At 61.8% G+C, this 23,368-nt stretch carries 21 protein-coding genes; 9 read left to right on the top strand and 12 right to left on the bottom strand.

Translation table 11 applies throughout. The annotated features are described in order from the left end of the window. Positions 1 to 9: 9 nt before the first annotated feature. Positions 10 to 477, top strand: coding sequence for a hypothetical protein (locus I5P96_RS01210; RefSeq protein ID WP_223382800.1), 468 nt, complete (start codon positions 10 to 12; stop codon positions 475 to 477). 61 nt (positions 478 to 538) lie between these two features. On the opposite strand, the gene I5P96_RS01205 is transcribed toward I5P96_RS01210, so the two are convergent. After that, entirely contained in the window at positions 539 to 1,234 is a 696-nt protein-coding gene (locus I5P96_RS01205; protein WP_207686701.1) for a Crp/Fnr family transcriptional regulator, read from the bottom strand. 4 nt (positions 1,235 to 1,238) lie between these two features. Continuing rightward, entirely contained in the window at positions 1,239 to 2,096 is an 858-nt protein-coding gene (locus tag I5P96_RS01200; protein ID WP_223382799.1) for an NAD(P)/FAD-dependent oxidoreductase, read from the bottom strand. Positions 2,097 to 2,238: 142 nt separating this feature from the next. On the opposite strand from I5P96_RS01200, the gene I5P96_RS01195 reads away from it, so the two are divergent. Both I5P96_RS01195 and I5P96_RS01190 read left to right on the top strand, forming a co-directional pair. Next, positions 2,239 to 3,246, top strand: a complete 1,008-nt coding sequence (locus I5P96_RS01195) for an asparaginase (protein ID WP_097791772.1) — start codon at positions 2,239 to 2,241, stop codon at positions 3,244 to 3,246. 195 nt (positions 3,247 to 3,441) lie between these two features. Then, positions 3,442 to 3,918 carry a peptidylprolyl isomerase gene (locus tag I5P96_RS01190; RefSeq protein WP_097791771.1) on the top strand — a complete coding sequence of 159 codons (477 nt, stop codon included), beginning with the start codon at positions 3,442 to 3,444 and terminating at the stop codon, positions 3,916 to 3,918. A 137-nt stretch (positions 3,919 to 4,055) separates the two neighbouring features. Here I5P96_RS01190 and I5P96_RS01185 read toward each other — a convergent pair whose 3' ends face one another. Further along, positions 4,056 to 5,669 carry a phosphoenolpyruvate--protein phosphotransferase gene (locus I5P96_RS01185; protein WP_097791770.1) on the bottom strand — a complete coding sequence of 538 codons (1,614 nt, stop codon included), beginning with the start codon at positions 5,667 to 5,669 and terminating at the stop codon, positions 4,056 to 4,058. Next, entirely contained in the window at positions 5,666 to 6,838 is a 1,173-nt protein-coding gene (locus I5P96_RS01180) for a patatin-like phospholipase family protein (protein ID WP_223382798.1), read from the bottom strand. The genes I5P96_RS01185 and I5P96_RS01180 overlap by 4 nt, the downstream gene beginning before the upstream one ends. Before the next feature lie 129 nt (positions 6,839 to 6,967). Between I5P96_RS01180 and I5P96_RS01175 the strand changes: the two genes are divergently transcribed. Continuing rightward, entirely contained in the window at positions 6,968 to 7,609 is a 642-nt protein-coding gene (locus tag I5P96_RS01175; protein ID WP_223382797.1) for an HAD family hydrolase, read from the top strand. Between the two features lie 44 nt (positions 7,610 to 7,653). Here the strand turns inward: I5P96_RS01175 and I5P96_RS01170 are convergent, their stop codons facing one another. Beyond that, positions 7,654 to 8,376: a LytR/AlgR family response regulator transcription factor gene (locus I5P96_RS01170; protein WP_223382796.1), complete on the bottom strand. Its 723-nt coding sequence runs from the start codon at positions 8,374 to 8,376 to the stop codon at positions 7,654 to 7,656. A gap of 97 nt (positions 8,377 to 8,473) precedes the next feature. Between I5P96_RS01170 and I5P96_RS01165 the strand changes: the two genes are divergently transcribed. Further along, a complete protein-coding gene (locus I5P96_RS01165) occupies positions 8,474 to 9,424 on the top strand; it encodes a glycosyltransferase (RefSeq protein WP_097791766.1) in 951 nt (316 codons plus the stop codon). A 144-nt stretch (positions 9,425 to 9,568) separates the two neighbouring features. Here I5P96_RS01165 and I5P96_RS01160 read toward each other — a convergent pair whose 3' ends face one another. The 4 genes from I5P96_RS01160 to I5P96_RS01145 form a co-directional block, all read right to left on the bottom strand. Continuing rightward, positions 9,569 to 11,368, bottom strand: a complete 1,800-nt coding sequence (locus I5P96_RS01160) for an aminopeptidase P family N-terminal domain-containing protein (protein ID WP_223382795.1) — start codon at positions 11,366 to 11,368, stop codon at positions 9,569 to 9,571. Positions 11,369 to 11,499: 131 nt separating this feature from the next. Continuing rightward, positions 11,500 to 11,958: a MarR family winged helix-turn-helix transcriptional regulator gene (locus tag I5P96_RS01155; protein WP_207686693.1), complete on the bottom strand. Its 459-nt coding sequence runs from the start codon at positions 11,956 to 11,958 to the stop codon at positions 11,500 to 11,502. 155 nt (positions 11,959 to 12,113) lie between these two features. Next, complete coding sequence (locus I5P96_RS01150; protein WP_223382794.1) at positions 12,114 to 15,224, bottom strand: hypothetical protein; 3,111 nt, start codon at positions 15,222 to 15,224, stop codon at positions 12,114 to 12,116. A 163-nt stretch (positions 15,225 to 15,387) separates the two neighbouring features. Then, on the bottom strand, positions 15,388 to 17,046 hold the full coding sequence (locus I5P96_RS01145; protein WP_223382793.1) for a Na+/H+ antiporter NhaC family protein: 1,659 nt from the start codon (positions 17,044 to 17,046) through the stop codon (positions 15,388 to 15,390). A 17-nt stretch (positions 17,047 to 17,063) separates the two neighbouring features. On the opposite strand from I5P96_RS01145, the gene I5P96_RS01140 reads away from it, so the two are divergent. After that, positions 17,064 to 17,306 (top strand): hypothetical protein, encoded by a 243-nt coding sequence (locus tag I5P96_RS01140; protein WP_223382792.1) that lies wholly within the window; start codon positions 17,064 to 17,066, stop codon positions 17,304 to 17,306. Between the two features lie 289 nt (positions 17,307 to 17,595). Here I5P96_RS01140 and I5P96_RS01135 read toward each other — a convergent pair whose 3' ends face one another. Next, on the bottom strand, positions 17,596 to 17,982 hold the full coding sequence (locus I5P96_RS01135) for a thioesterase family protein (RefSeq protein ID WP_097791856.1): 387 nt from the start codon (positions 17,980 to 17,982) through the stop codon (positions 17,596 to 17,598). A 386-nt stretch (positions 17,983 to 18,368) separates the two neighbouring features. Here I5P96_RS01135 and I5P96_RS01130 point away from each other — a divergent pair, with 386 nt between their 5' ends. The 3 genes from I5P96_RS01130 (at position 18,369) to I5P96_RS01120 (ending at position 21,104) form a co-directional block, all read left to right on the top strand. Further along, positions 18,369 to 18,704 (top strand): ArsR/SmtB family transcription factor, encoded by a 336-nt coding sequence (locus tag I5P96_RS01130; RefSeq protein ID WP_223382791.1) that lies wholly within the window; start codon positions 18,369 to 18,371, stop codon positions 18,702 to 18,704. A gap of 20 nt (positions 18,705 to 18,724) precedes the next feature. Then, positions 18,725 to 18,946: a cation transporter gene (locus tag I5P96_RS01125; RefSeq protein WP_097791758.1), complete on the top strand. Its 222-nt coding sequence runs from the start codon at positions 18,725 to 18,727 to the stop codon at positions 18,944 to 18,946. Positions 18,947 to 19,211: 265 nt separating this feature from the next. Beyond that, positions 19,212 to 21,104 (top strand): heavy metal translocating P-type ATPase, encoded by a 1,893-nt coding sequence (locus I5P96_RS01120; RefSeq protein ID WP_223382790.1) that lies wholly within the window; start codon positions 19,212 to 19,214, stop codon positions 21,102 to 21,104. 92 nt (positions 21,105 to 21,196) lie between these two features. Here I5P96_RS01120 and I5P96_RS01115 read toward each other — a convergent pair whose 3' ends face one another. Further along, on the bottom strand, positions 21,197 to 21,988 hold the full coding sequence (locus I5P96_RS01115) for a TIGR03915 family putative DNA repair protein (protein WP_223382789.1): 792 nt from the start codon (positions 21,986 to 21,988) through the stop codon (positions 21,197 to 21,199). After that, complete coding sequence (locus tag I5P96_RS01110) at positions 21,967 to 23,325, bottom strand: putative DNA modification/repair radical SAM protein (RefSeq protein WP_097791755.1); 1,359 nt, start codon at positions 23,323 to 23,325, stop codon at positions 21,967 to 21,969. The genes I5P96_RS01115 and I5P96_RS01110 overlap by 22 nt, the downstream gene beginning before the upstream one ends. Between the last annotated feature and the right edge of the window lie 43 nt (positions 23,326 to 23,368).

Genomic DNA, 23,368 nt, shown 5'->3' with positions numbered 1-23,368 from the left:
GATCTCACCATGAAAACGTTGTTTCGCGTTCTGGGCGCGGCTGCTGCCGTCGCCGCCACCGGTGCCGCCATCGTGGTGCTGGACAAAGTTCTGAACGACAAGGGCCCGCTCCACGTCGAAGAGGTGGAGTTCCCCGAAGAGGCTGAAAAGGACCCCGCAGAGGCCGCCAAGGCAGCCGAAGCCTACGCCGAAGGCGAGGCCAGGACCGCTGAGCCGGGCGACGCATGGCCCCCGGCCTTCGAGAAGGCATCCGAGGAAAAGGCATCCGAGGAAAAGGCATCCGAAGAGCCGGAGGCTCCCGCTGCACAGCCGGAGACGGCCGAGGAAAAGTCTGTGGCCGAAGAAGCACCCGTGAATCCGGTGGAGGCCGGCCCCGCCGTCGCCCCCAAGGATGAGACGGGCAAGTTCGACGTCACCAAGATCGCTGAGGCCAGCGATTTCACCGGCGTGGAAGAGGAATCTGGCTGCAAGAGCTGAGATCGTGAACGATAAAAAAGGACGTCTCGTCGCAGGATGAGACGTCCTTTTTTGATGCGTTTTATGTGCCGTTGGCGATCTGCTTCAGCCGTTCTTTGTCCAGTACGGTGACGCCGCCGCGGTAAAGGCGGACAAGGCCCTCCCCGGCAAAGTATTTCAGCAGGCGGCTGACGACCTCGCGGGCGGAGCCCATGTAGCGGGCGATCTGGTCGTGGGTCATGCGGACATCCGTGCCGCCGGTCTTGGCCAGCTCATCGGTGAGGAAGATGGCCAGCCGCCGGTCGGCGCTCATGAACAGGATCTGCTGCATGGTCCACATGGTGTCGGAGAAGCGCTCGGCGGTCATCTGGTAGGCGTAGCAGCGGACATGGACGTTCTGCTGCATCAGCTGGCGGAACACGCCTGCGCCGATGCAGTAGGCCTCGGTGTCCTCCTCGGCATCAATGTACAGGTCAAAGTTGACGGAATCCATCACGCAGGATGCCGACAGGATGCAGACTTCGCCGGGAAACAGCCGGTAGAGCGTGATGTCCCGCCCATCTTCCGAGAGCAGATAGGCCCGCAGCTGACCCGACCGCAGCAGCAGGATGCCCACGCAGTTCTCGACCGGACTGTGGACCCGCTCCCCTTTCCGGTAGCGTACCGGTCGGGTGAAGCGGCAGAGCTGCGCCTGTTCCTCCGGCGTGAGCTGGTCCCAGAATGGGAAAGCGCAGGCCAGACAGTTCCGGTTGACCGGAGTATTTTGCACATCGGACATGGTGTTATCCTTTCCGCACCGCTTTGGCAGCTTCGGTGCCTGCAAGTGCTCCCTCATAAACAGCCTTGGCGACCTGCAGCAGCCCGCCGGTGCAGTCCCCGGCGGCGTAGAGGCCGGGCAGGGTGGTCTGCATCTTCTCATCCACGACGATGCGGTTCCCTTCGACTTCGGCCCCCAGCTTGCGGGCCAGCGCCGTGCTGCCCGCCACGCCCAGCGCCACGAACACGCCGGACAGGGGCACCTGTCGGCCGCCGTTCAGCTGCACACCGGTGACGGTCTGTTCGCCGAGGATGGCGTCCACTGTTTCGGGGCAGACTGTCACCTCCGGCGGGAACTGTGCCGTCAGCGGGGCCCCGTTGGTCAGGAGGGTGACGCTCTTTACCAACGGCAGAAGGGCCTGTACCTCATGCAGGGCATATTCGCCGCTGCCCAGCACCGCCACATCCTTTCCCCGGTAGAAAAAGGCGTCGCAGGTGGCGCAGCAGCTCACGCCATGGCCTTCCAGCCCTGCCAGACCGGGGATCTTCGGCGCGGCGCGGGAAGCGCCGGTGGCCAGGATGACGGCATCGGCGGGGAACTCGCCCGCCAGCGTCTCGACGGTGAGTTTGTCGGTGTAAGTCAGGCCCACGGCCTCGGTGGTAACGAACTGCACCCCCAGCGCTCTGGCCCCTTCGATGCCCCGGCGTTCCAGTTCGGCACCGGAGATGGGCGCAGCAAAGCCGTAGTAGTTCTGGATGTGTGCGGCGCGGTCCAGTGCGCCGGGCCCTTTGGTGAGAACGGTCGTTTCGACCCCTGCGCGGGCCGTGTACAGAGCGGCCGACACGCCGGCCGGGCCGGAACCGATGATGACGATGTTGGGCATGGGAAGCCTCCTGAAGTTTTTCTTCTAGTATACACCTTTTCCCGCAAAAATCTGTGACCAGGTCTCAAAACTGCACACTTTTCATCCGGGGCCGAGTGTGTTATACTGAATCGACTGAATTTGACCCAGGGAGGCACCGAACATGTCCAAGCAGCGTTTGCTTTTTATCACCACCGGCGGCACCATCGCCAGTGTGCGCACCGCACAGGGGCTGCGGCCCGTTCTGACCAGCGAGGAACTGCTGGCCCATCTGCCGGAACTGAACGAGCTGTGCTGCCCGGAGACGCTGGCGCTGTGCAGCATCGACAGCACAGACCTCGGCCCCGAACACTGGCTGCTGATGGCGCGGGCCGTGCAGGAGAATTATGCGCTCTACGATGGCTTCATCATCTGCCACGGCACCGATACGCTGGCCTATTCGGCGGCGGCGCTGTCCTACCTCATCCAGAATGCGGACAAGCCGATCATCCTCACCGGTGCGCAGCAGCCCATCTCCAACGAGATCACCGATGCGAAGAAAAACCTGCGCGACAGCGTCATCTGCGCGCTGGACCCCGGCAGCCGGGGCGTGATGGTGGTGTTCGGCGGGCATGTCATCGCGGGCACCCGCGCCAAGAAGAACAAGACCATCAGCTACGATGCCTTTGCGTCGGTCAACTTCCCGGCGTTGGCGCTGGTGCAGGGCGACCGGCTGGTGCGGTATATCCCCTCGCCTTGGCCCACCGGCCCGGTGGAGTTTGGCCGGGCGCTGAACCCCAAGGTCTTTCTGCTCAAGCTGACGCCCGGCCTTGGCCCGGAGCTCATCCCGGCCATTTTTCAACAATACGACTGCGTCATTGTGGAAAGCTTCGGCGTAGGCGGCATCCCGCAGCGGCTCATGGACGCTTTTGCAGAGAATCTGGGCGATTACGACAAGACCCGCAAGATCCTGATCTTAACCACACAGGTCACCTACGAGGGCAGCGATGTGGGCATTTACGAGGTCGGCAAGCGGGTCCGGAACCGGTTCCGCTTCCTGGAAGCCCACGACATGACCATCGAAGCCGTCGTCACAAAGGTGATGTGGCTGCTGGCCCAGAACTGCGAGAGCTTCGACCAGCTCCAGCAGCGGTTCTATCGGCAGGTCAATTTTGATACGTTTTATCATTGAAGGCGCTGTGTCCAAAACGCAGGCGGCCGGCCCTTTTTGACGGGAAATCATAAAAATCACCCCCAAATTCACAAAAACGTTGCAACTGTGCCGTTGCACAAGCCAAAAGGTATGGTATACTATAAGAGGATTCTGGCAGAACTTCTGCCGCAAATGCCCCGCTGAGGGGCCAAGATAAAGGAGCATTGGAACAGTATGGTTCGCATTACTATGGAAGACGGCGGCGTCATCGACATTGAGCTGAATGAGGAAGCCGCCCCTCTCACCTGTGAGAATTTCAAGAAGCTGGTCGGTCAGGGCTTTTACAACGGCCTGACCTTCCACCGCGTCATCCCCGGCTTTATGATCCAGGGCGGTTGCCCGCTGGGCAACGGCACCGGCGGCCCCGGCTGGAGCATCAAGGGTGAGTTTGCTGCCAATGGCGTCAACAACCCGATCAAGCACACCCGCGGCGTCATCAGCATGGCCCGCAGCATGAGCCCGAACAGCGCCGGCAGCCAGTTCTTCATCATGCACCAGGATGCCCCCCATCTGGACGGCCAGTATGCCGCATTCGGCAAGGTCGTGGCCGGTATGGACGTGGTGGACAAGATCGCTGCAGTCGCCACCGACTGGAACGACAAGCCCAAGACCCCGGTCCGGATGAAGACCGTCGAGCTCATCGAGGGCTGAATCACGATCTGAAAAAGAGCTTTCCGCCGCAGGGCGAACTTCACCCCATGTGTTAGACAGTATACTGTCTAACACATGGGGTGTTTTGTATGCCGAAAGGGCACCGCAAGTACAATGGAACACGGATCAGATTTTTGTCAATCCCGGCTGTCCGCCTCCAGCAGCGCGCGCTTCACGCTGATGAGGCTCTGCGGGCTCACGGAGAAGCTGCGCAGGCCGAGTTTCAGGTACTGCACGGTGTTGGCCGGGTTGCCGACGGCCAGGCCGCAGATGGTCACGGGGATCTGGCCTGCGTCCGCCGCCTCCACGACCATGGCGATGAGCTTTTTCATCGCGTGGCTGGCCGGGCGGTAGTAGCGCTCGGCGATGGAGAGGTCGCGGTCCACGGCATGGGTATACTGGATGAGATCGTTTGTCTCAATGACGAAGAACTCACACCCGTGGGCCACAAATTCTTCCGCTGTCAGGCAGGCCGACGGCACGCTGAGCATGACGCCGAAAGGCATCTTCTCGTTGAAGCGCTCCCCCCGCTCCCGCAGGTGCTGGCGGCAGTGCTCCACCAGCTTCATGGCTTCGTCCCAGTCTTCCAGATTGGTCACCATCGGGAACATCACCCGCAGCGGGCCGTCTGCCGCCGCACGGAACAGCGCACAGATCTGGGTCTCGAACTGATGGGGGCGGCGCAGGCTGCTGCGGATGCCCCGCAGGCCCAGCTTGGAGGACTCCGGCCCCTGATGGGCGTCGGCCATGGTGCGGTCTGCACCAAAATCAAAGGTGCGCACCGTGACCACCCCGCCCTTTGCCGCCGCCAGGCAGGAGTGATAGAACACATACTGCTCCTGCTCGTCCACCGGGCGGCCCGGCAGCATCATGTAACCGCTGCGCAGCAGACCCACGCCGGACGCGCCGGACTGCCGCGCCGTTTCGATGTCCTCCTGCCCGAAGCAGTTGGCCAGCAGCTCAAAGGGCTGGCCGTCCTTCGTCCGGCACGGCAGCGCGCAGACGCGGTTCATCTCCTCGTTCTCCCACTGCTTCTCGCAGATGCGGGACATCGCCTGCTGGCGGGTGACGGCATCCGGGTCGAGGATGCACTCGCCGTTGTCGGCGTCCAGGATGGCCGTGCGGCCGTCGCAGTCGTTCAGAAAATCGCTGCCCACCTGCACGATGCCGGGGATGTGCATGGCCCGCGCAATAATGGCCGCATGGCTCTGCTTGTTGCCTTCTGCCGTGATGATGCCCAGGATCATTCCGGCGGGCACACTGAACAGGTCGCTCGGCATGAGCACCTCTGCCGCCAGGATGACGGGGTGGTCCAGCGCCAGCCAGACGCGGGGGCGGTTGGTCAGGATGTTCACTACGCGGCGGGCGGCATCGAGGATGTCCACGCTGCGCAGCTGCATATAGGCGTTGTCTTCCATCTGGGCCAGCTGGTCGGCATAGCGGCGGCCGGCCCGGTCTACGGCTTCGGCTGCGCCGACGCCTGCCTTGATCTGGAACCGGACTTCGTTCATGAAGCCCTCGTCCTCCAGCATCATGCTCTGGAACAGGAAGATGGCCTGTTCGGTGGGGCCGCTGCGCTCAGCCATCGAGTCCAGCTCGGCCTGTGCCGTCTTGACGGCCCGGTCCAGCAGCCGCTGTTCCCGGTCCGGGTTGAACGGCCCTGTGCCGAAGCTCTCGGTCCTGCGCTCCACACGGCTCACCTGCCCCAGCACCAGGCCGGACGAGGCGGCATATCCCTGATAGACTTTCATTCCTCCGTCACCTCCGTCGGGGCAGGCGCAGTCAGCGTGCGGCAGACCAGCGCCTGCAGGAATGTATTGGGCAGCAGCGCTGCCCATGCGGCCTGCGCCGCGTTTCCGCTGCCCTCGAACAGCGGTTCAAACCCCTCGATGCGGGTGCGGTCACAGGTCTCCAGAAACGCCTTTGCCAGCGTCTCCACAGTGTAATACCGGGTGGGGTCCACGCCCACGTCCTCGGCGGCCGCTTCCAGCGGGGCCAGCTCTGCGTCCTGCATGTTGGCCAGCTTGAGCGCCAGGTCTGCCGTCAGTGTCACCGGGTACTTTGCCTTCACCGCCTTCTGCACGGCGTCGAACCGCTGCCGGAATGCGGCCGCATCCTGTGCGGTCTGCTCGTTCTTCGCCACCGCATAGGCACAGCCGCGCAGCCGCCCGAAGGCCCGCAGGGTGTCGTAATAGCCCAGCTCGATGTTCCGTCTGGCGGTGTCCGGGTCAAAGTGGAGGATATCGCCAAGCTCCCAATAGCTGCGCACCATGGTGGTGGGCAGGCCGGTGCGGTTGGGCAGGGTGATGCCCACCCCTTCCAGATCGACACAGACCAGCTCCTCGGCCCCCATTTTCTGGGCCAGCCCTGTGGGCATGTTGTCGCGGTAGCCGCCGTCCAGAAACTGCACCCCGTCGATTTGTTTGGCCCGCAGCGCCGGGAAGCAGGCAGCCGAAGCCAGCAGGTAATCTTTCACCTTGCCTTTCGGGATCTCTTCCAGCGGCAGCTCACGGGGCTTCAGGCCCCGCTTTTCCACCGTGACGAGCCCGAACCGGATGGGCGAGGCGCGCAGCGCGTCCTCGTCCAGCACCCGCTCCACGATCTCTTCCAGCGGGGTGACATCCATGCCGCCCGCGCGCACCACGTCCCGCAGGAACTGGTGCAGCTCCGTCAGGTTCCGGGTCTCCTCCGGCAGCTCCATCACGTCCTGGCTGCGGATGCTGGTCCACATATCCCGTGCGGTCTCGTACAGGTCCAGCGCGAACATCGCGCCGTTCAGGCTGCCCACACTGGTGCCGGTGATGATCTGCGGGTTCCAGCCGAGTTCGGTCAGGGCACGCCAGACGCCCACCTGATAGCTGCCGCGGGCCCCGCCGCCGGCAAGCACCAGCGCCTTTCTGGGGGTATCGTTCTGCGCCATCCAATACGCCTCCTTGTCGTCCGATTCAAACCTGCAAAAAGTATACCATATTTTCGGAAAAATTTCTCCCTGTTTTTGGAACAAAAAGCGTGGTATAATTTAGTAAATTATGACTGTGAGGAGGACTGCATGAACTGCAACCAATGGATCTTTGATATGGACGGCACCCTGACCGACAGCATGACTGCGGTGTGGGAGAACGCCCCGCTGGCGCTGCTGCGCCGCTACGGCCGCACCCCAAGGGCCGACCTGCGCTCCACGCTCCTGAGCATGGGCATGGCGGACGGGGCGCAGTACCTCATCCGGGAGTACGCGCTGCCCCTGCGGCCGGAAGACTACTTCGGCGTGATGCGCTCGGTCATCGCCGAGCTGTACGAGACCGTGGAGCTAAAACCCGGTGTGCGGGAGCTGCTGGCCCGCCTCAAGGCCGAGGGTGCCCGGATGTGCATCTGCTCCAACACCTGGAGCGACCAGTGCAAAGCAGTGCTCACCCGCCTGGGTGTGGACGACTGCTTCGAGTTCTACATCGAAGCCCAGGGCCCCCTGCACAAGAGCCGCCCGGACGTCTTTTTCGCGGCCTTACAGCGCCTCGGCGGCACCGACCCGCACCGCTGCGCCGTCTGCGAGGATTCCCTCTACGCGGCCCGCACCGCCCACAACGCAGGTTTTTACGTCATCGGCATCGCCGACGCCGCCAGCGCCGCCGATGAATCCGCCCTCCGCCGCGTCAGCGACCAGTTCTTGACCCGGTGGGCGGAGTTGAAGTTCTGACAAAAAGAGGCCTTGCCCGTGGGACAAGACCTCTTTTCTATCGTTTACCGTTCCAAAAACTTCCGGAAGGCTGCCCTCACGGCAGCTTCGCGGCCGCGGGGGATGGGGACGCGGGCACCGCTGCGCATCCACAGCTCCCCCACGGACAGCTGCGATGCCGCCGCCAGGTTGACCACGTAGGAGCGGTGGGGCTGCAAAAAGCGCCGGTCGGCCAGCAGCGGCTTCGCCACTTCGGAGAAGGGCACCCGCAGCGAGAGCGAGGCCACATCCTCGCCGTTGGCAAGGTGGAAATGCACCACATGGTGGGTGCATTCCAGATACTCGATGTCCGCAAAGGGGAGGGCCCGCAGGCCGGTCGCCGTTGTCACCGGGATGACGGGACCGTACTCCGGCTCGGTGGCGCGGTCCAGCAGGGCGGTGAGCTGTTCGGGCCGGAAGGGGATCTGCAAATACTGCATCGCATCCACCCGGAACGCCTCGTAGGCGTAGGCAGGCGTGTGGGCCAGAAAGGCCAGCGGTGCCCGCACCCCGCGCTGCCGCAGCTGCGCCGCCGCCTGCAGACCTGCCGCCGGGTTTGCCGCTGTCAGCTCGATGAGATACAGCTCAAACCGGCTGCCCGCGTCCTCTTTCCGGAGCAGGGCCCCCGCATCCCCCAGCTGTTCCACGATGCAGGCATCGGCCCGGCGGGCATAATATTCAAGGCAGTGCCGCTGCACCCGCCCCCGCAGCACCGCATCCGGGCTGCAGACCGCAATGTGAAAGATCATTTTTTCAATTCCTTCCTCCTGCCCGGCCTTCCGGGCGCTTGCATTTTGCGCCGCACGGGAGTATAGTTACTATAAAATCAGAAAAGGAGACGCCGCCATGAATCAGCCCCTTGTCAGCATCATCCTGCCCGTGTACAACGCCCAGAACCATCTGGCCCGCTGCGTGGGCAGCATCTGCGCACAGACCTATTCCAACATCGAGATCATCATCCTGAACGACGGTTCCAAAGACCAGAGCCTGCCCGTCTGCGAAGAGTTCCGCGCCAAAGACCCCCGCATCGTGCTGGTGGACAAGGAAAACTCCGGCGTAGCGGACACCCGCAACCTGGGCCTGAAGCTGGCCGGCGGCAAGTATGTGCAGTTCGTGGACAGCGACGACTATCTCGACCCGGACTTCACAGCCGCTCTCGTGGCTGCGGCCGAGGAGCACACCGCCGACCTCGTCATCGCACCTTACAAAATGGTCATCCCGGCGGGCGCTTCCAAGCCCGAACAGGTGCTCGATAAGATCCAGGACGAGCTGGGCGTCATGAGCGTCGCCCGGCCCCCGGAGATGCGGGAGTACGGCTTTCTGCCCGCAGGCGTTTATGACAAGGACACCTTCGCCCTCCGCCTGATGGACAAGCCCGCCTCCTATTTTTACAGCGTGCTCTGGAACAAGCTCTACCGCCGCGACCTCCTGACCCGGAACGACATCCAGTTCGTCAGCGAGATGCACTGGGCCGAAGACCTCGTCTTCAACCTGCGGTATATCCAGTACGCCGAGACCTTCGTTTCCATCGGCAAGGCCGGTTATTACTACGTCCAGAACCCGCAGAGCATCTGCCACACCCAGGTCCACGTATCCACCGTGGTGCAGAACAAGCTGCAGGTGTTCCGCTATTACAAAGACCTCTACACCCGCCTGGGCATGTATGAGGAGGTGCGCCCCCAGCTGTACAAGTTTCTGGTGGACATCGCCGAGAGCACCTACCCCTCCGGCCCGTTCAAAAAGGCCATTGATGAGGCAAAAGCCTACTGGAAAGAGCACAAACCGGAACAGGAATGATAAAGAACCCTCTCCGTCATTGCTGTGCAATGCCACCTCTCCCAAAGGGCGAGGTTTTGATGTCGAGTTGAACCTGCATCAAAGCTCCCCCATCGGGGGAGCTGGCGAGCGCCAGCGAGACTGAGAGGGTCTTTTTATCCTTATTTACGCTCCGATGGCGGCGCACTTCTTGGCCAGCCAGTCGCGCTCCTCCTCGGTCAGGCGGGGAGCGAGCTTGGTGAAGACCTCGCGGTGGTAGGCATTCAGCCACTCGATCTCGTCCTTGGTCAGGATGCCGGGCACCACAGGCGAGGTGGCGATGGGCACAAAGGTCAGCGGGCGGAAGGCCAGGAAGGTGCCGTACTGGTTGTCGGCCTTGTGGTAGCACTCCAGCTCGTTCTCGATGCGGATGCCGACGACGCCGCTCTCGTAGACGCCCGGCTCGTCGGTGACGATCATGCCCGGCTGGAACACGGTGGTGTTGCGGCCGTTCAGAGCGTGGGGGCCTTCGTGGACATTGCCCACGAAGCTGACGCTGTGGCCGGTGCCGCAGCGGTAATTGATGAGGTGCTGCCACAGCGGCTCACGGGCGATGGTATCCAGCATGTGGCCGTCGCAGTAGTTCAGCCAGACGGCCTTGGCAATGTCGATATGGCACTGCAGCGTCCAGGTGTAGAACCGCTTTTCGTCCTCGGTCAGCTCGCCCAGCGGGTAGGTGCGGGTGATGTCGGTGGTGCCGTCCATGTAGGTCGCACCGCTGTCCACCAGCAAAAAGCCCTTCTTTTCGAGCTTGGCGTGGTCTTCCTCGGTGGCGTGGTAGTGCATCATGGCCGCGTTGCCGCCGTAGGCTGCAATGGTGCCGAAGCTCTCCACGATGAACTTGTCCTGTGCCGAGCGGTACTTGTGGAGGATCTCGTCCACGGTCAGCTCCGTCAGCTCCTCGCCTGCGGCCAGACGCTCTTCCAGCTCCTTCTGGAACCGCACCATAGCCACGGCATCGCGCAGATGGGCCTCACGGTTGTGGTTCAGCTCGGTCTCGTTCTTGACGCCCTTCATCGGCAGTAGGGGGTCGGCCTCGTCCTTGACGGTCAGGGCCGGGTTGTTGTTCAGGGTCTCGTAGACCGCATAGTTGACGGAAGCCGGGTCGGCCAGAACGGTCTGGGTCTCGGTCTCTGTGGCCAGGAAGGTGAGGATGTCGTCGTATTCGGCGATCTCGACGCCGTTCTCCTTCAGCTCGGCAGCGGCCTCCGCGCCCAGACGACGGGTGTTGATGAAGAGGACGGCACGGTCCCCGGTCACATAGCAGTAGGCCATGGCGTAGGGAGTGCACTGGATGTCCATCGCGCGGAGGTTCAGCAGCCAGGCCAGGTTGTCCAGCTTGCCCACCAGCTGGGCCGTACAGCCCAGCTCCTTGAGCTTGGCCCGCAGCTGCTCCAGCTTCTCGGCGGGGGCAAAGCCCGCATACTCCTTGCTCAGGAGCCAGGCCGGGGTCTCCGGCAGAGCGGGGCGGCCCTCGGTCCACAGCTCATCTTCCAGATTCAGGGTCTTGATGGTGCCGTGCTTGGCGTCCAGCGCTTTCTGTACGCTGCGCACCAGCTGGCAGGAAGCGGTCAGGCCGCACAGGCCCAGCACACCGCCTTCCGGCAGGGCATCGGCGCAGTACTGCTCCACAGTGGGCACACCCGGCTCACCCATCCGCTCCAACTCGATCTCGGTGCCCGCAATCTCCTTTTCGGCCTGCACAAAATAGCGGCCATCGGCCCACAGGGCGCTCTTGTCTCTGGTCACGACGAAGTTCGAGTTCTCGCCGTGGAAGCCGGAGAAATAGGTCAGGGAGGTGTAGTGGTCGGGCAGATACTCGCTGGAGTGCGGGTCGCCCACCGGGATGAGGTAGAGGTCCACGCCATTGGCGTCCATGGCGGCGCGCAGCGCAGCCAGACGCTCAGGGACTGTATTCATGCTCATGATAAAAGCCTTCTTTCTTACACTTGCCGGAAAAACGTCCGGCGGCGGTTCTCGCTGGCTCCTATTGTATCATTCCGGCGCACGGATTGCAATTGCCCCGGCCGTTTTACTCCAACGGGGTGAAACGGCGCTTATTCGTCCTCCGTCTTTGATTTCAGATCCAGCTCCGGCATCAGCTCCTCGCTGATGATGGTGAGCATCTGTTCCATTTTGTCCACGTCCTCGGCGGGGAAGCGCTCCCGCACACGCTCGACCACGGTGTGCAGGTAGGAATAGCTGATGTTGTAGTACTCGAAATACTTCTGGGTGGGGCGCAGGTGGTACTCGCGCCGGTCCTTGGCGGACTGGATCTTTTCCACGTAGCCCTTGCGCATCAGGCTGCCGATCTTATACGCCGCGTTGGGGGTAGAGATCTTCATCATCCGCGAGAACTCCGCAATGGTGGGCTCGCCCATGGCCATGATGCCCTCCATGCAGAAGGACTCCACCGTGGTCAGGGTCGCCTCGCGGGTGGCAAAGCGCTGAAACACGTTCTGATAGAAGTGCAGCTTGAATTTTGTGTAAACGTCGTTGAATGCTTTTTCCAGCATGGTGCGGCTCCTTCCGATCGCTCAATTTCCTTTAGTATACCATGTTTTTTCCCAGAAGCAACGGAATTTTTCCGTTTTGAAACAAAGGGCCCCCCAGCCCATGGGGGCCGGGAGGTCCTTTGCGTTAAGGGGGACGCTCACTGCGTCGGGGATGTTCAGGTGGTGCCGAGGAGCTTTTTGAGCCGGAGCCATGCGCCGAAGACGTCCATCTTGGTGACATAATGGTCCGGGTCAAAGAAGGACGCATCCTTCTTGTCGGCCGCGTCCATCAGGCCGTTCTGGACCGCCCAGCGGGTGGCCTTTTGCAGCTCGATCTCTTCGGCGGGGATATCGCCGTAAAGGGTGGGCAGAGCCACCTCCGGTTTGCCTGCGGTCTCCCACAGGAGCAGCGCCAGCGCACGGCGGTCGGTCGGCACCGGCACACCCTGGGGCAGCGCATTGGCGAGGTAGAGGTCTACGCCCAGGTTCACGCCCTGCCACACCACGATGCCTGCGGCTGCGCCGCCCACCGCGATGGTCGCCGCCGTTGCCAGCGGAGAGGGCGCTGCATCCTCGATGATCTCCGCCGAGCGGTACTGCGCCCGGATGGTCACATCCTCGGCAGGCATCTTGAAAGTCATGGCCTCGGCCCGGTAATCGACGTTGATGTCGCCGCTGAGCTTGCTCGACGAAATGCTCCACATGTCAAACGTCATGCCGTCCGGAATGTCGTTCTGGTCCAGCACCACGGTCAGGGTGTCCTTCTCCTTGGCGGAAACGGACGTCTTGCCGTCGATCGTGCCGCCGATGACGGTCACGGTGTAGGTGGTGGGTTCCGGTTTGGTTTCGGGCTTGGTTTCCGGCTTGGTCTCCGGTTTGGTTTCCGGCTTGGTCTCCGGCTTGGTGATGGGCTCGCCGTTCAGCGTACCGCTGCCGGTGATGTTCCCGCTGACTGTGCCGTTGCCGGTCACAGCACCGTTGAATACGCCGCCGTTGATGGTGCCGTTGTTCTCGACTGCACCGTTGAAGGTGCCGCCGTTGATGATACCGTTGTTCTCGACTGCACCGTGGAAGGTGCCGTCGTTGATGGTGCCGTTGTTCTTGACTTCGTCGTGGAACGCACCGTTTTCGATCATGCCGTTGTTCTCGACCGAGTTCTTGAACGTGCCATTCACGATGCGGCCCGGTCCCATATTGTCGACCTCGCCGTGGAAGGTGCCGCCCAGAATGCCGCTGTTGTTGAACACTTTGCCGTTGAACTCGCCGCCCGTGATGGCCGTCGGCTTGCCCACAAAGACGTTGCACTCCACCGCCGAACCATCTCCGATGGTGCTGAAATCGAACAGCCCGCCGGTCTGGTTGCTGCCCGTCAGAAGCAGCATGTCGCCATTGGTCGGGTCATTGGGGATGTACTCCCAGCCGTCGCCCTTGCAGGGGTTTTTGCCGCCGTTGGAATCCTTCGGCCAGCCGTTCTCCATGACGAGGTCGGTGCTGGTGATCGCTTTGTTCAGCACCACGTCCTCGTCCGGCATGGTAAAGGTCACGGTCTTCTTGTCGACGCCGTAGCTGCTGTTGCAGTTGCCCGTGCCGATGGGCTGGCCGTTCAGGCTGAAGATGTCAGTGTCGGCAGTGATGGTCACGGTGGTGTCTTTGTAAGAGTAGAGGTCCCATGCCGTGCCGGTCGTTCCATCCGCGTTCCGCGGGCCTTCGTCGTTCACTTGGCTCACACTGCCATTCGTTACGGTGACGTGGAGGGCATCGGTCAGCCCCGTCTTGCCGTTGAAGATGCCGCCAGTCACAGTGCCGGGGGTCGTAGACAGGCCCGCCGCGAAAATGCCGCCGGTGATTTTGCCGTTGTTGTCCACCTGGCCCCTGAAGGTGCCGCCAAAGATCGTTCCTGACGTGTTGTTTGTCACTTCTCCATTGAAGGTGCCTTTCTCAATGTAGCCGCTGTTTTCTACATCGCCCTTGAAGGTTCCGTCAGAGATTTCTCCTCCGGCGTTGTTTGTCACTGTTCCATTAAAGGTGCCTTTGCCATCGATGTCGCCGTAGTTTGTCACACTGCACCCGTTCTGGAAGGTACCACCAGAGATCGTTCCGACGTTGTTGGTCACTGTTCCATTGAAGGTGCCGTCCGTGATTTTTCCTCTGTCGTTGTTTGTCACTGTTGCATTGAAGGTGCCGTCAGAGATCGTTCCGTTGTAGTTTGTCACGTTTCCTTCAAAGGTACCACCAGAGATTGTTCCTCCGTCTTTGTTTGTCACTTCTTTCTCAAAGATGCCGCCGGTAATTTCCGCACCCGCTTCAATCTTAATCGCACACGCCACAGGCGTTGTGGTCGGTGTTCCTGGGGTCTTGCCTTGGGGATGGGTGGAGCTGAAATCAAACTTTTCATCCATCAAAATCAGTGTCTCGGTGCTTCTATCGTAACCCCAGTTGTGGCCGATATACCTTTCCCCTTGTTGTGGTGTCAAAACGGTAAAGTCCGGCAGACCGTCCGCGCCCATGACGAGTTCGCCGGTGCTGAGCACCACGTTCTCGTCCGGCATGGTAAAGGTCACGGTCTTCTTGTCGTTTGGTTTGGGGTAGCTGCTGGTGTAGGGGCTCCCGTCGATGGGGTAGCCGTTCAGGCTGTAGATGTCAGTGTCGGCGGTGATGGTCACAACCTTCGTCTTGGCCTCGTCAGTCACGACGACGTAGGGGGCCCAATCCGCAGACACATCGTTGACTTCCGTGATCTTGGCTTTGGAGGAGGCTTTATCCCAGGTGATGGAGTAGCCATCTGGTACGTCGGTTAGAGTTGCATTACGGTTGAACACGCCGCCGTATATGTCACACTTATTTTCCACACTACCCGCGAAGGTGCCGCCAGTGATCTCGCCCCAGTTTGTCACACTGCCCGTGCTTTGGAAGGTTCCGCCAGAGATTTTTCCGTCGCTGTTGTACACTGTTCCACTGAAGATGCCTTTGGTGATCGTTGCGGCGATGATTTTCACTGCCTCATTGAAGGTGCCGCCGGTGATCTTCGCACGCGACTGAATCTTGCACTTCACAGGCTCTGTGGTACTGAGATCAAACGTTCCAGCACTCAGATGCAGTGTGCCCTTGTAATTACTGTACTCCCAATTGTTGCCACTGCAAAAGTCTTTTCCGCCGTTGGAGCCGACCGGGTAGCCGTCCGAGCCGATGACGAGGTCGCCGTTGGAGCCTTCTGCAAAGGCCCCCAGGGGGAGCACGGAGAGCACCATGCTCAGTGCCAGGATCAAGCTGAGAATGCGTTTTTTCATTGGGGTCGTCCTCCTCTTCTGCCAAAGGCCGCACGGTCGTTCGTTTCTGGGTCCATCATACCACAGAAACAACCGGAACGGAAGCAAAACCGCGTGAAACACCCTGAAAACTGCGCGAATGATGATTTTTGCCCCCTTGACAGGGCCAAAAACGCCGGTTGGGTCAGTCTGCTTTGGCCGTTCGCAGCCGGATGACGTTCAGCACCACCAGCTCCAGCACGATGGCCACGGCCAGCAGCACCAGCGAGGTGAGCAGGCTGGCGCTGGCGCCCAGGAACATCTGGCTCAGGCCGGTGACAACATAGCACACCGCCGAGATGGCCGCCGCCGTGATGGCATAGGGCAGCTGGGTGGACACATGGTTCACATGGCTGCAATGAGCACCGGCGGACGCCATGATGGAGGTGTCCGAGATGGGGGAGCAATGGTCGCCGCACACCGCGCCGGACAGGCAGGCCGCAATGGAGATGACCAGCATCTCCCCCTGCGGGAACGCATGGCAGACGATGGGGATGAGGATGGAGAAGGTGCCCCAGGACGTGCCGGTGGCAAAGGCCAGGAACACCGCCACCAGAAAGATGATGGTCGGCAGCAGATATTGCAGCGCAGCCGCCGAGCCGTTGAGCAGGTTGGCCACGTAATACTTGGCACCCAGCAGGTTGGTCATGCCGGAAAGGGTCCACGCCAGCGTCAGGATGAGCATGGGGCTGACCATGGCCTTGAAGCCCTCCGGGATGCAGGCCGCGAAGTCCTGAAAGGTCATCACGCCGCGCACCCGGTAGAACACGAAGGTGAACAGCAGCGCGATGCTGCTGCCCATCACCAGGCCCGCCGAGGCGTTGCAGTCGGAGAAGGCGGTGATGAAGTCCACGCCTTCAAAGAAGCCGCCGGTGTAGATGAGGCCGAAGATGCAGGCCGCAATGAGCACCAGCACCGGCAGGATCAGGTCGATGACATGGCCGCAGGCTGCGGTGCCGTCGTCCACATCGTCGCCGTAGGGGCGGTCTTCGGTGGTGAAGAGGTCGCCCTTCAGCGCGTTGTCCTCGTTGAGCTTCATGGGGCCGTAGTCGGTGCCCGTGAAGATGAGGAAGAGGATCATGATGAGGGTCAGCAGGGCGTAGTAGTTATACGGAATGGTGCGCAGGAACATGGTAAAGCCGTTGATGCCCGAACCTTCCGGCACCGAGGAGGTGACGGCCGCCGCCCAGCTGGACACCGGCGCGATGATGCAGACCGGGGCCGCCGTGGCGTCGATGAGGTAGGCCAGCTTTGCGCGGGAGACCTTCTGCCGGTCGGTCACAGGCCGCATGACGGAGCCTACGGTCAGGCAGTTGAAGTAGTCGTCCACAAAGATGAGCACACCCAGAACAAGGGTCATGAACTGCGCCCCCGCGCGGGTGTGGATGTGGGTGGACGCCCAGCGGCCAAAGGCCGCGCTGCCGCCCGCCTTGTTCATCAGGGCCACCAGGATGCCCAGCATGACCAGAAAGACCAAGATGCCCACGTTGCTGGAGTCGGACAGCTTGGCGACCATGCCGCCGTCTTCGTTGAAGAACAGGGTGTTCAGGGCCAGTTCCAGGTTGCCATTGGCAAAGAGCAGCGCACCCGTCGCGATGCCCACCAGCAGCGAGGTGTAGACCTCCTTGGTATTCAGGGCCAGCACGATGGCCACCACCGGCGGCAGCAGGGAGAGCGCCGTGCTGTACACGGCGCAGGTGTAGGTAGACGGGTCGGCAATGGTGCCGGGGGTTGCCGCCGTGCACCACAGCAGCAGAGCGAACACCAGCACGGCGCCCGCCCACGAAAGATTGACTTTTTTCATAAGATCTGATTCCTCTTTTGATTTTTTGCCTCAGCGCGGGGCAGACTATCCCCAACCAGACAGGGAAGGGGGTGTTTGCCGCGCCGGATTATAAAGCGCTGTACTTTGAGCTGTTCCGCGCCAGCGAACAGGCCGCCCGCCTCCTCCACGAGGCCCAGCAGCGGGCCGAAGAACAGGTGATGGCGGAGGATGAACCACCGCTGCGGTTGGAAGAACCGCTCTGTCCCCACTCACGGGAGGGCGCCCCCCAGAAACCGTGAAGCGGCTGCGGGACTGACCCTCTCCGTCAGTGCTGCGCACTGCCACCTCTCCCGAAGGGCGAGGCATTGGCAGGCCGGGCCAGCCCTGCTGTTCGCTTGGGCCCGATGGGGCGCAAGGTGCCGGGCCCTGCTCTCATTGGCAGCGGCATTTGTATTGCAGCCGTGAATCGAGACAGCGGAGCCCGGCCGTTCCCGATTGCAAAAAACTTCGCTCGTCCAGCACGACCACTACCGACTCGCCAGTGGCTCTCCCTTCGGGAGAGCTGTCACCGAAGGTGACTGAGAGGGTTCACCCCTTCTTGCTCTCCGCCTTCGCCGCGAACTTCGCGTCATTGACGACGAAGCGCTCATGCACGCCGCCGCCCACGGGGCCTTTTTCGTCGTGCAGCGAGACCTTGAACACCAGCTTCCGGCCTTCCACGGCGGTCAGCTCGCTCTCACAGGTCACGGTCATGCCCACGGGGGTGGGGGCGGTGTGCTCCAGCTCCAGCTTCGTGCCCACCGAGCCGCAGCCCTCGTCCAGCTCGGACGCGACGCTCATCCAGCAGGTCTTTTCGGCCAGTGCCACCAGTGCGGGCGTTGCGAACACGTCCAGTGTGCCGCTGCCCATGGTCTTTGCGGTGTTTTCGTTCGTCACGAGCTGGCTCTGCTCGCCGTGAATGCCAACAGTCAACATAAAAAACTTCCTTTCCAGAATTGCCTTGCGGCAGTAAATTTCCGACCTTCTGATAGGATACCACATTTTCCGCGTCGATGCACCTGTTTTTGGTGGATTTCTGCATTTTCCTCTTTTCTGTCAGCCCAAAACGCGTTATGATAGGGCAAAATGGGGGAGGCGGTGCCGGACTTCCCCCTCACCGGGCGCGTCCATTTTTCCGCGCTCAAAACGCACCCTTTTTGCAGATTGAAATTGCAGTTTTCTTGCGTATTGGGGTATTTTTTTACAATTTTGAGGTTCTGTTCAAAATCTTTGCAAAAAGCCTTGACAGGGCCTCTTCTGCGTGATACTATGAACACATGAACAAACGTTCACATGAATGTGCCGCGAAAGGAGAGACTGCCATGAACGACCCCAAAGACGCTCTGCCCGCCGCGCAGCCGGAGCCTCTCGTGATGCCGGACGACGAAGTGCTGTATGAGCTGGCCGACCTGTTCCGGGTGTTCGGCGACTCCTCCCGCATCAAGATCCTGTATGCGCTCCACGACAGCGAGCTGTGTGTGCAGGACCTCGCGAATGCGGTGCAGCTGAGCCAGTCTGCGGTGAGCCACCAGCTCCGGGTGCTGAAGGACTCGAAGCTCGTGCGGTTCCGCCGGGACGGAAAGACCGTTTACTACGCACTGGACGATGACCATGTGCGCAGCATCCTCTCCATGGGGATGGACCATATCGAAGAATAACCGAAAGGCAGGTACTTATTATGAAAAAGAGCTACAAGATCGAGGTCGATTGCGCAAACTGCGCCCAGAAGATGGAAGACGCCGCCAACACCGTGGCCGGTGTGGCAAATGCGACCGTCAGCTTCATGACCCAGAAGATGAAGGTGGAGTTCGCAGAGGGCGCAGACCCCCACGACACCATGGTGAACGTTCTGGCCGCCTGCAAAAAGGTCGAGGACGACTGCGAGATCTTTGATATCTGAGCAACGCATCCGATGAGAACGGCTCCTCCTGCGGGGGAGCCGTTTCCTTCCCCCGGTGATTTCCTGTTGAAAGAAAAACCAGTTTTCAACACTTTCCACCGGGTTTTCAACAGCTTTTGCGGAAAAGTTTGAAAACAAACGCGAAAAAGTCAGATTTCTTCGGGAAAACCTCGTGGAAAACATGGGGGAAAACGTGGAAAAGTTTCCTTTCCGGGGAAAACCTGTTGAAACCGCCCCCAGCCATCCGTCAAAAGGAGAGTTTCGTATGACCAAAAAGCAGAAAAAGGTACTGTATCAGATCATCGCAGCGGTCATCCTGATCGTGATCCTGAAGCTCCTGCCCGCATTCCCCACCCCGGTGGAGCTGGTGCTCTACCTCATCCCGTACCTCGTGGTGGGCTGGGATGTCCTGCGCAAGGCGCTCAAGGGCATCAAGAACCGCCAGCCGTTCGACGAGTGCTTCCTGATGGCCGTTGCCACCGTGGGCGCGTTCGCACTGGGCGACTATGTCGAGGGCTGCGCCGTCATCCTCTTTTACCAGATCGGCGAGCTGTTCCAGAGCGTGGCCGTCGGCAAGAGCCGCCAGAGCATCTCCAGCCTGATGGACATCCGCCCCGACTACGCCAACATCGAGGACGCAGACGGCAAGCTGGAACAGGTGGACCCCGATGATGTCGAAGTCGGCACCGTGATCGTGGTCCAGCCCGGCGAACGTGTGCCCATCGACGGCGTGATCGTGGAGGGCACTTCGGCCCTGAACACCGCAGCCCTGACCGGCGAGAGCCTGCCCCGCGATGTGCAGACCGGCGATGAGGTCATCAGCGGCTGTGTGAACATGACCGGCCTGCTCAAGGTGCGCACCACCAAGGAATTTGGCGAGTCCACGGTCTCCAAGATCCTCGACCTCGTAGAAAATTCCAGCATGAAGAAGGCCCGCACCGAGAACTTCATCACCCGTTTTGCCCGCGTGTACACCCCCGCCGTCTGCTACAGCGCACTGGCTCTGGCGTTCATCCCGCCGGTGGTCCTGCTGCTGATGGGCCAGCCCGCCCGCTTCGGCGACTGGGTCTATCGCGCCCTGACCTTCCTCGTCATCTCCTGCCCCTGCGCTCTGGTCATTTCCATCCCGCTGAGCTTCTTCGGCGGCATCGGCGGTGCCAGCGCCTGCGGCATCCTCGTCAAAGGCTCCACCTATCTGGAAGAGCTGGCCCGCACCGGGATCGTGGTCTTTGATAAGACCGGCACCCTGACCCAGGGCACCTTCAAGGTCGTGGGCGTCCACCCCGAACACGGTGTCACCGAAGACGCCCTCGTGGAGGCCGCCGCCCTGGCCGAGAGCTGGTCCAAACACCCCATCTCCCTGAGCATCAAGGCCGCTTACGGCAGGGAGATCGACGCCAGCCGCGTCACCGATGTCCAGGAACTTGGCGGCCACGGCGTGACAGCAAAGGTGGACGGCAAAACCGTTGCCGCCGGCAATGCCCGCCTGATGGCAAAACTGGGCCTCACCGCCCCCGAAGTGACCGAGCCGGGCACCCTCGTGCATGTGGCCATCGAGGGGCAGTACGCCGGTTATCTGCTCATCGCGGACGTGGTCAAGCCCCACAGCGCGCAGGCCATCCGGAGCCTGAAGTCCGCAGGCGTCCGCAAGACTGTGATGCTGACCGGCGACGCCGAGCCTGTAGCCAGAGCGGTCGCCAATCAGCTGGGTCTGGACGAATACCATGCCGGTCTGCTGCCCGGTGACAAGGTGGACCAGATCGAAACGCTCCTCGCCGCCAAAGGCCCGAAAGAGAACCTCGCCTTCGTGGGCGACGGCATCAACGACGCGCCCGTCCTGTCCCGCGCCGACCTCGGCATCGCCATGGGTGCACTGGGCTCGGACGCCGCCATTGAGGCCGCGGACATCGTCCTGATGGACGACGACCCGGCCAAGATCGCGCTGGCCATGCGCATCGCCCGCCGCACCCTCCGCATCGTCTACGAGAACATCGTCTTCGCGCTGGCCATCAAGTTCGCCTGCCTGATCCTCGGCGCTCTGGGTCTGGCAAGCATGTGGACCGCCATCTTCGCCGACGTCGGCGTCATGGTGCTGGCCGTCCTCAACGCCACCCGCGCCCTCTACACCAAAGACCTTGCCCGGAAGAACGAGCAGTGACCCACAACAAAAACCGGGAGATGCCGCATGGTATCTCCCGGTTCTGATTTTTATCACAGCATTCGGCACAATACAAGCCGTTCCGCGCTGCTTCACAGTTCCTCCCGCAGCTCCGTCAGATCGGCCCAGAAGCGTTTGGGGCAGTGGGTCATGCGGCCCCGCTCGTTGTGGCGGGCCTGGATCTCCAGCGTTTTGTAAAACTGCTTCCAGAGCGCCTGAAACTGCTGCTCCCGCTCGCTGGGCGGGGGAAGCCCCAGCGGCTCGGCCAGTTCCAGCAGCTGCGGCCGGTGATCCCGATACAGCAGCACTGCCTGGTGCACCGCGTCGTAGATCATGAAGTCTTCCTCCGGAAAGCGGCCGCAGAAATGCCCCCGCAGCAGCGGCAGGATGTAGTTTTTCGGGTGGATGACCGCACCCAGCATCCCGTCGTGTTCCTCGAAGCGGACGAAACCCTGAAATTTGTCCACCTCCCAGTCGAGGCTCTTTTTCATCTCGTAGAGCGGCGCGACGTCCGGGTGGCCTGCCCGCTTGACTGTGCCCGGCCCCAGCGCGAAGGCCAGATGCAGAAACCGGATGAGGAGCAGTTCCTTGTCCTCCCGGCCGGAGAGGAAGTCCCGTGTGACGAGGTATTCCGTCTCGGCCCCCAGTTTCCGGCCAAAGCTGGCAAACACCCGCCGGGCCTTTTCGTGGTCGGTGGCGATGTCCTTGAAGGGGTAGAGGGTGGCGGTCTCCCGCTCCGGCGTCCAGACCGCAAACGGGATCTCGTGCTGGGCAAAGCTCTCGAAGACGCAGCAGAGAAAGCCCTCAAAGCTGCCGTCGTAGAGGTAAACGACTGCGGCATCGTGGAGCTTGCGGGCAGGGTTCACAGCGCTCTGGCCAAACATTGCACTGCCTCCTCCCGCACCAGCTTCTGAGCCGCGTGGGGCGGCACTCCCTGTGCCACCAGCTTGTCCACGGCAGGCGGCGAGAACAGGCTCAGCTGCTCCACGCCGCCGCTGAAAACGTTCGGGTCGATGAGGGCGCTCGTGATCCGCTCCCGGCCCGCGCTGCCCCGCCCCGGATGCGCCCCGGCAAAGCCCCGGCAGGTGATGAAATACTGGGCCCGCTTGAGCACCACGCCCATCCGCTTCAGCTCATCCAGCCCCAGCGAGGCCTGTTTCCGGGCATGCCAGATGCGCCGGGCACTCTTGGGGCCGATGCCCGGCACCCGCAGCAGCATCTCGAAGGGGGCCCGGTTCACGTCCACCGGGAACAGCCCGTAATGCTGGACCGCCCAGTTGCATTTCGGGTCCAGATAGGGGTTGAAGTTCGGGTGATCGGCGTCTAAAATCTCGTCCGCTTTGAACTGATAGAACCGCAGCAGCCAGTCCGCCTGATAGAGCCGGTGCTCCCGCAGCAGCGGGGGCTTGGTGTCCAGCGCGGGAAGGCGGGTATCCTCGGCCACAGGGATGTAGGCGGAGTAGAACACCCGCTTGAGGCTGTATTTCTGGTACATTCCCTCGGTCAGCTTGAGGATGTGATGATCCGTCTCCGGCGAAGCCCCCACGATCATCTGGGTGCTCTGACCGGCGGGCGCGAACCGGGGTGCTTTGCGGTAGAGGGTCAGTTCCTCCCGGTTGGCGGCTCCTTCCACTGCGATCTGCTTCATGGGCCGGAAGATGGAGTGCCGCCCCTTGTCCGGGGCCAGCAGTTTCAGGCTGCTCTCGCTGGGCAGCTCCACATTGACGCTCAGGCGGTCGGCCAGAAAACCCAGCTGCTCCAGCAGTTCCGGGCTGGTGCCGGGGATGGCCTTGGCGTGGATGTACCCGCCGAAATGGTATTCGTTCCGCAGCAGGCGCAGGGTCTTGAGCATCCGCTCGGTGGTGTAGTCCGGGCTGACCAGCACCGCGCTGGACAGGAACAGCCCCTCGATGTAGTTGCGGCGGTAGAACTCGATGGTCAGCTCGGCCAGCTCCCACGGCGAAAAGGTAGCGCGGGGCGCATCGTTGGACCTGCGGTTGACGCAGTAGCTGCAATCGAAGGCACAGCAGTTGGTCATCAGCACCTTGAGCAGGCTGACGCAGCGGCCGTCCGCCGTAAAGGCATGGCAGCAGCCCGGTGCGTAGCAGCTGCCCATGCTGCCCGCCTTTGCCGCGCGGGACGCTCCGCTGGACGTGCAGGCCACGTCGTATTTCGCGCTGTCTGCCAGAATGGTCAGCTTTTCCATCAGCGACTGTTCCATGCCGCACCTCCGTTCGTTTATCAAAAAAGGCTGCCGCATCCTT

Source organism: Faecalibacterium prausnitzii, from assembly GCF_019967995.1.
Taxonomy (GTDB): Bacteria; Bacillota; Clostridia; order Oscillospirales; family Ruminococcaceae; genus Faecalibacterium; species Faecalibacterium prausnitzii_E.
This window is presented reverse-complemented; position numbering and strand designations above follow the sequence as displayed.

Coding starts and splice junctions, on each gene's coding strand:
- I5P96_RS01180 (WP_223382798.1), bottom strand. CDS start 6,838: ATGGCGCAGAACGATACCCCCAGAAAGGCGCTGGTGCTTGCCGGCGGC.
- I5P96_RS01120 (WP_223382790.1), top strand. CDS start 19,212: ATGACCAAAAAGCAGAAAAAGGTACTGTATCAGATCATCGCAGCGGTC.
- I5P96_RS01205 (WP_207686701.1), bottom strand. CDS start 1,234: ATGTCCGATGTGCAAAATACTCCGGTCAACCGGAACTGTCTGGCCTGC.
- I5P96_RS01210 (WP_223382800.1), top strand. CDS start 10: ATGAAAACGTTGTTTCGCGTTCTGGGCGCGGCTGCTGCCGTCGCCGCC.
- I5P96_RS01165 (WP_097791766.1), top strand. CDS start 8,474: ATGAATCAGCCCCTTGTCAGCATCATCCTGCCCGTGTACAACGCCCAG.
- I5P96_RS01200 (WP_223382799.1), bottom strand. CDS start 2,096: ATGCCCAACATCGTCATCATCGGTTCCGGCCCGGCCGGCGTGTCGGCC.
- I5P96_RS01175 (WP_223382797.1), top strand. CDS start 6,968: ATGAACTGCAACCAATGGATCTTTGATATGGACGGCACCCTGACCGAC.
- I5P96_RS01190 (WP_097791771.1), top strand. CDS start 3,442: ATGGTTCGCATTACTATGGAAGACGGCGGCGTCATCGACATTGAGCTG.
- I5P96_RS01170 (WP_223382796.1), bottom strand. CDS start 8,376: ATGATCTTTCACATTGCGGTCTGCAGCCCGGATGCGGTGCTGCGGGGG.
- I5P96_RS01160 (WP_223382795.1), bottom strand. CDS start 11,368: ATGAGCATGAATACAGTCCCTGAGCGTCTGGCTGCGCTGCGCGCCGCC.
- I5P96_RS01145 (WP_223382793.1), bottom strand. CDS start 17,046: ATGAAAAAAGTCAATCTTTCGTGGGCGGGCGCCGTGCTGGTGTTCGCT.
- I5P96_RS01150 (WP_223382794.1), bottom strand. CDS start 15,224: ATGAAAAAACGCATTCTCAGCTTGATCCTGGCACTGAGCATGGTGCTC.
- I5P96_RS01110 (WP_097791755.1), bottom strand. CDS start 23,325: ATGGAACAGTCGCTGATGGAAAAGCTGACCATTCTGGCAGACAGCGCG.
- I5P96_RS01115 (WP_223382789.1), bottom strand. CDS start 21,988: ATGTTTGGCCAGAGCGCTGTGAACCCTGCCCGCAAGCTCCACGATGCC.
- I5P96_RS01155 (WP_207686693.1), bottom strand. CDS start 11,958: ATGCTGGAAAAAGCATTCAACGACGTTTACACAAAATTCAAGCTGCAC.
- I5P96_RS01195 (WP_097791772.1), top strand. CDS start 2,239: ATGTCCAAGCAGCGTTTGCTTTTTATCACCACCGGCGGCACCATCGCC.
- I5P96_RS01185 (WP_097791770.1), bottom strand. CDS start 5,669: ATGAAAGTCTATCAGGGATATGCCGCCTCGTCCGGCCTGGTGCTGGGG.
- I5P96_RS01125 (WP_097791758.1), top strand. CDS start 18,725: ATGAAAAAGAGCTACAAGATCGAGGTCGATTGCGCAAACTGCGCCCAG.
- I5P96_RS01135 (WP_097791856.1), bottom strand. CDS start 17,982: ATGTTGACTGTTGGCATTCACGGCGAGCAGAGCCAGCTCGTGACGAAC.
- I5P96_RS01130 (WP_223382791.1), top strand. CDS start 18,369: ATGAACGACCCCAAAGACGCTCTGCCCGCCGCGCAGCCGGAGCCTCTC.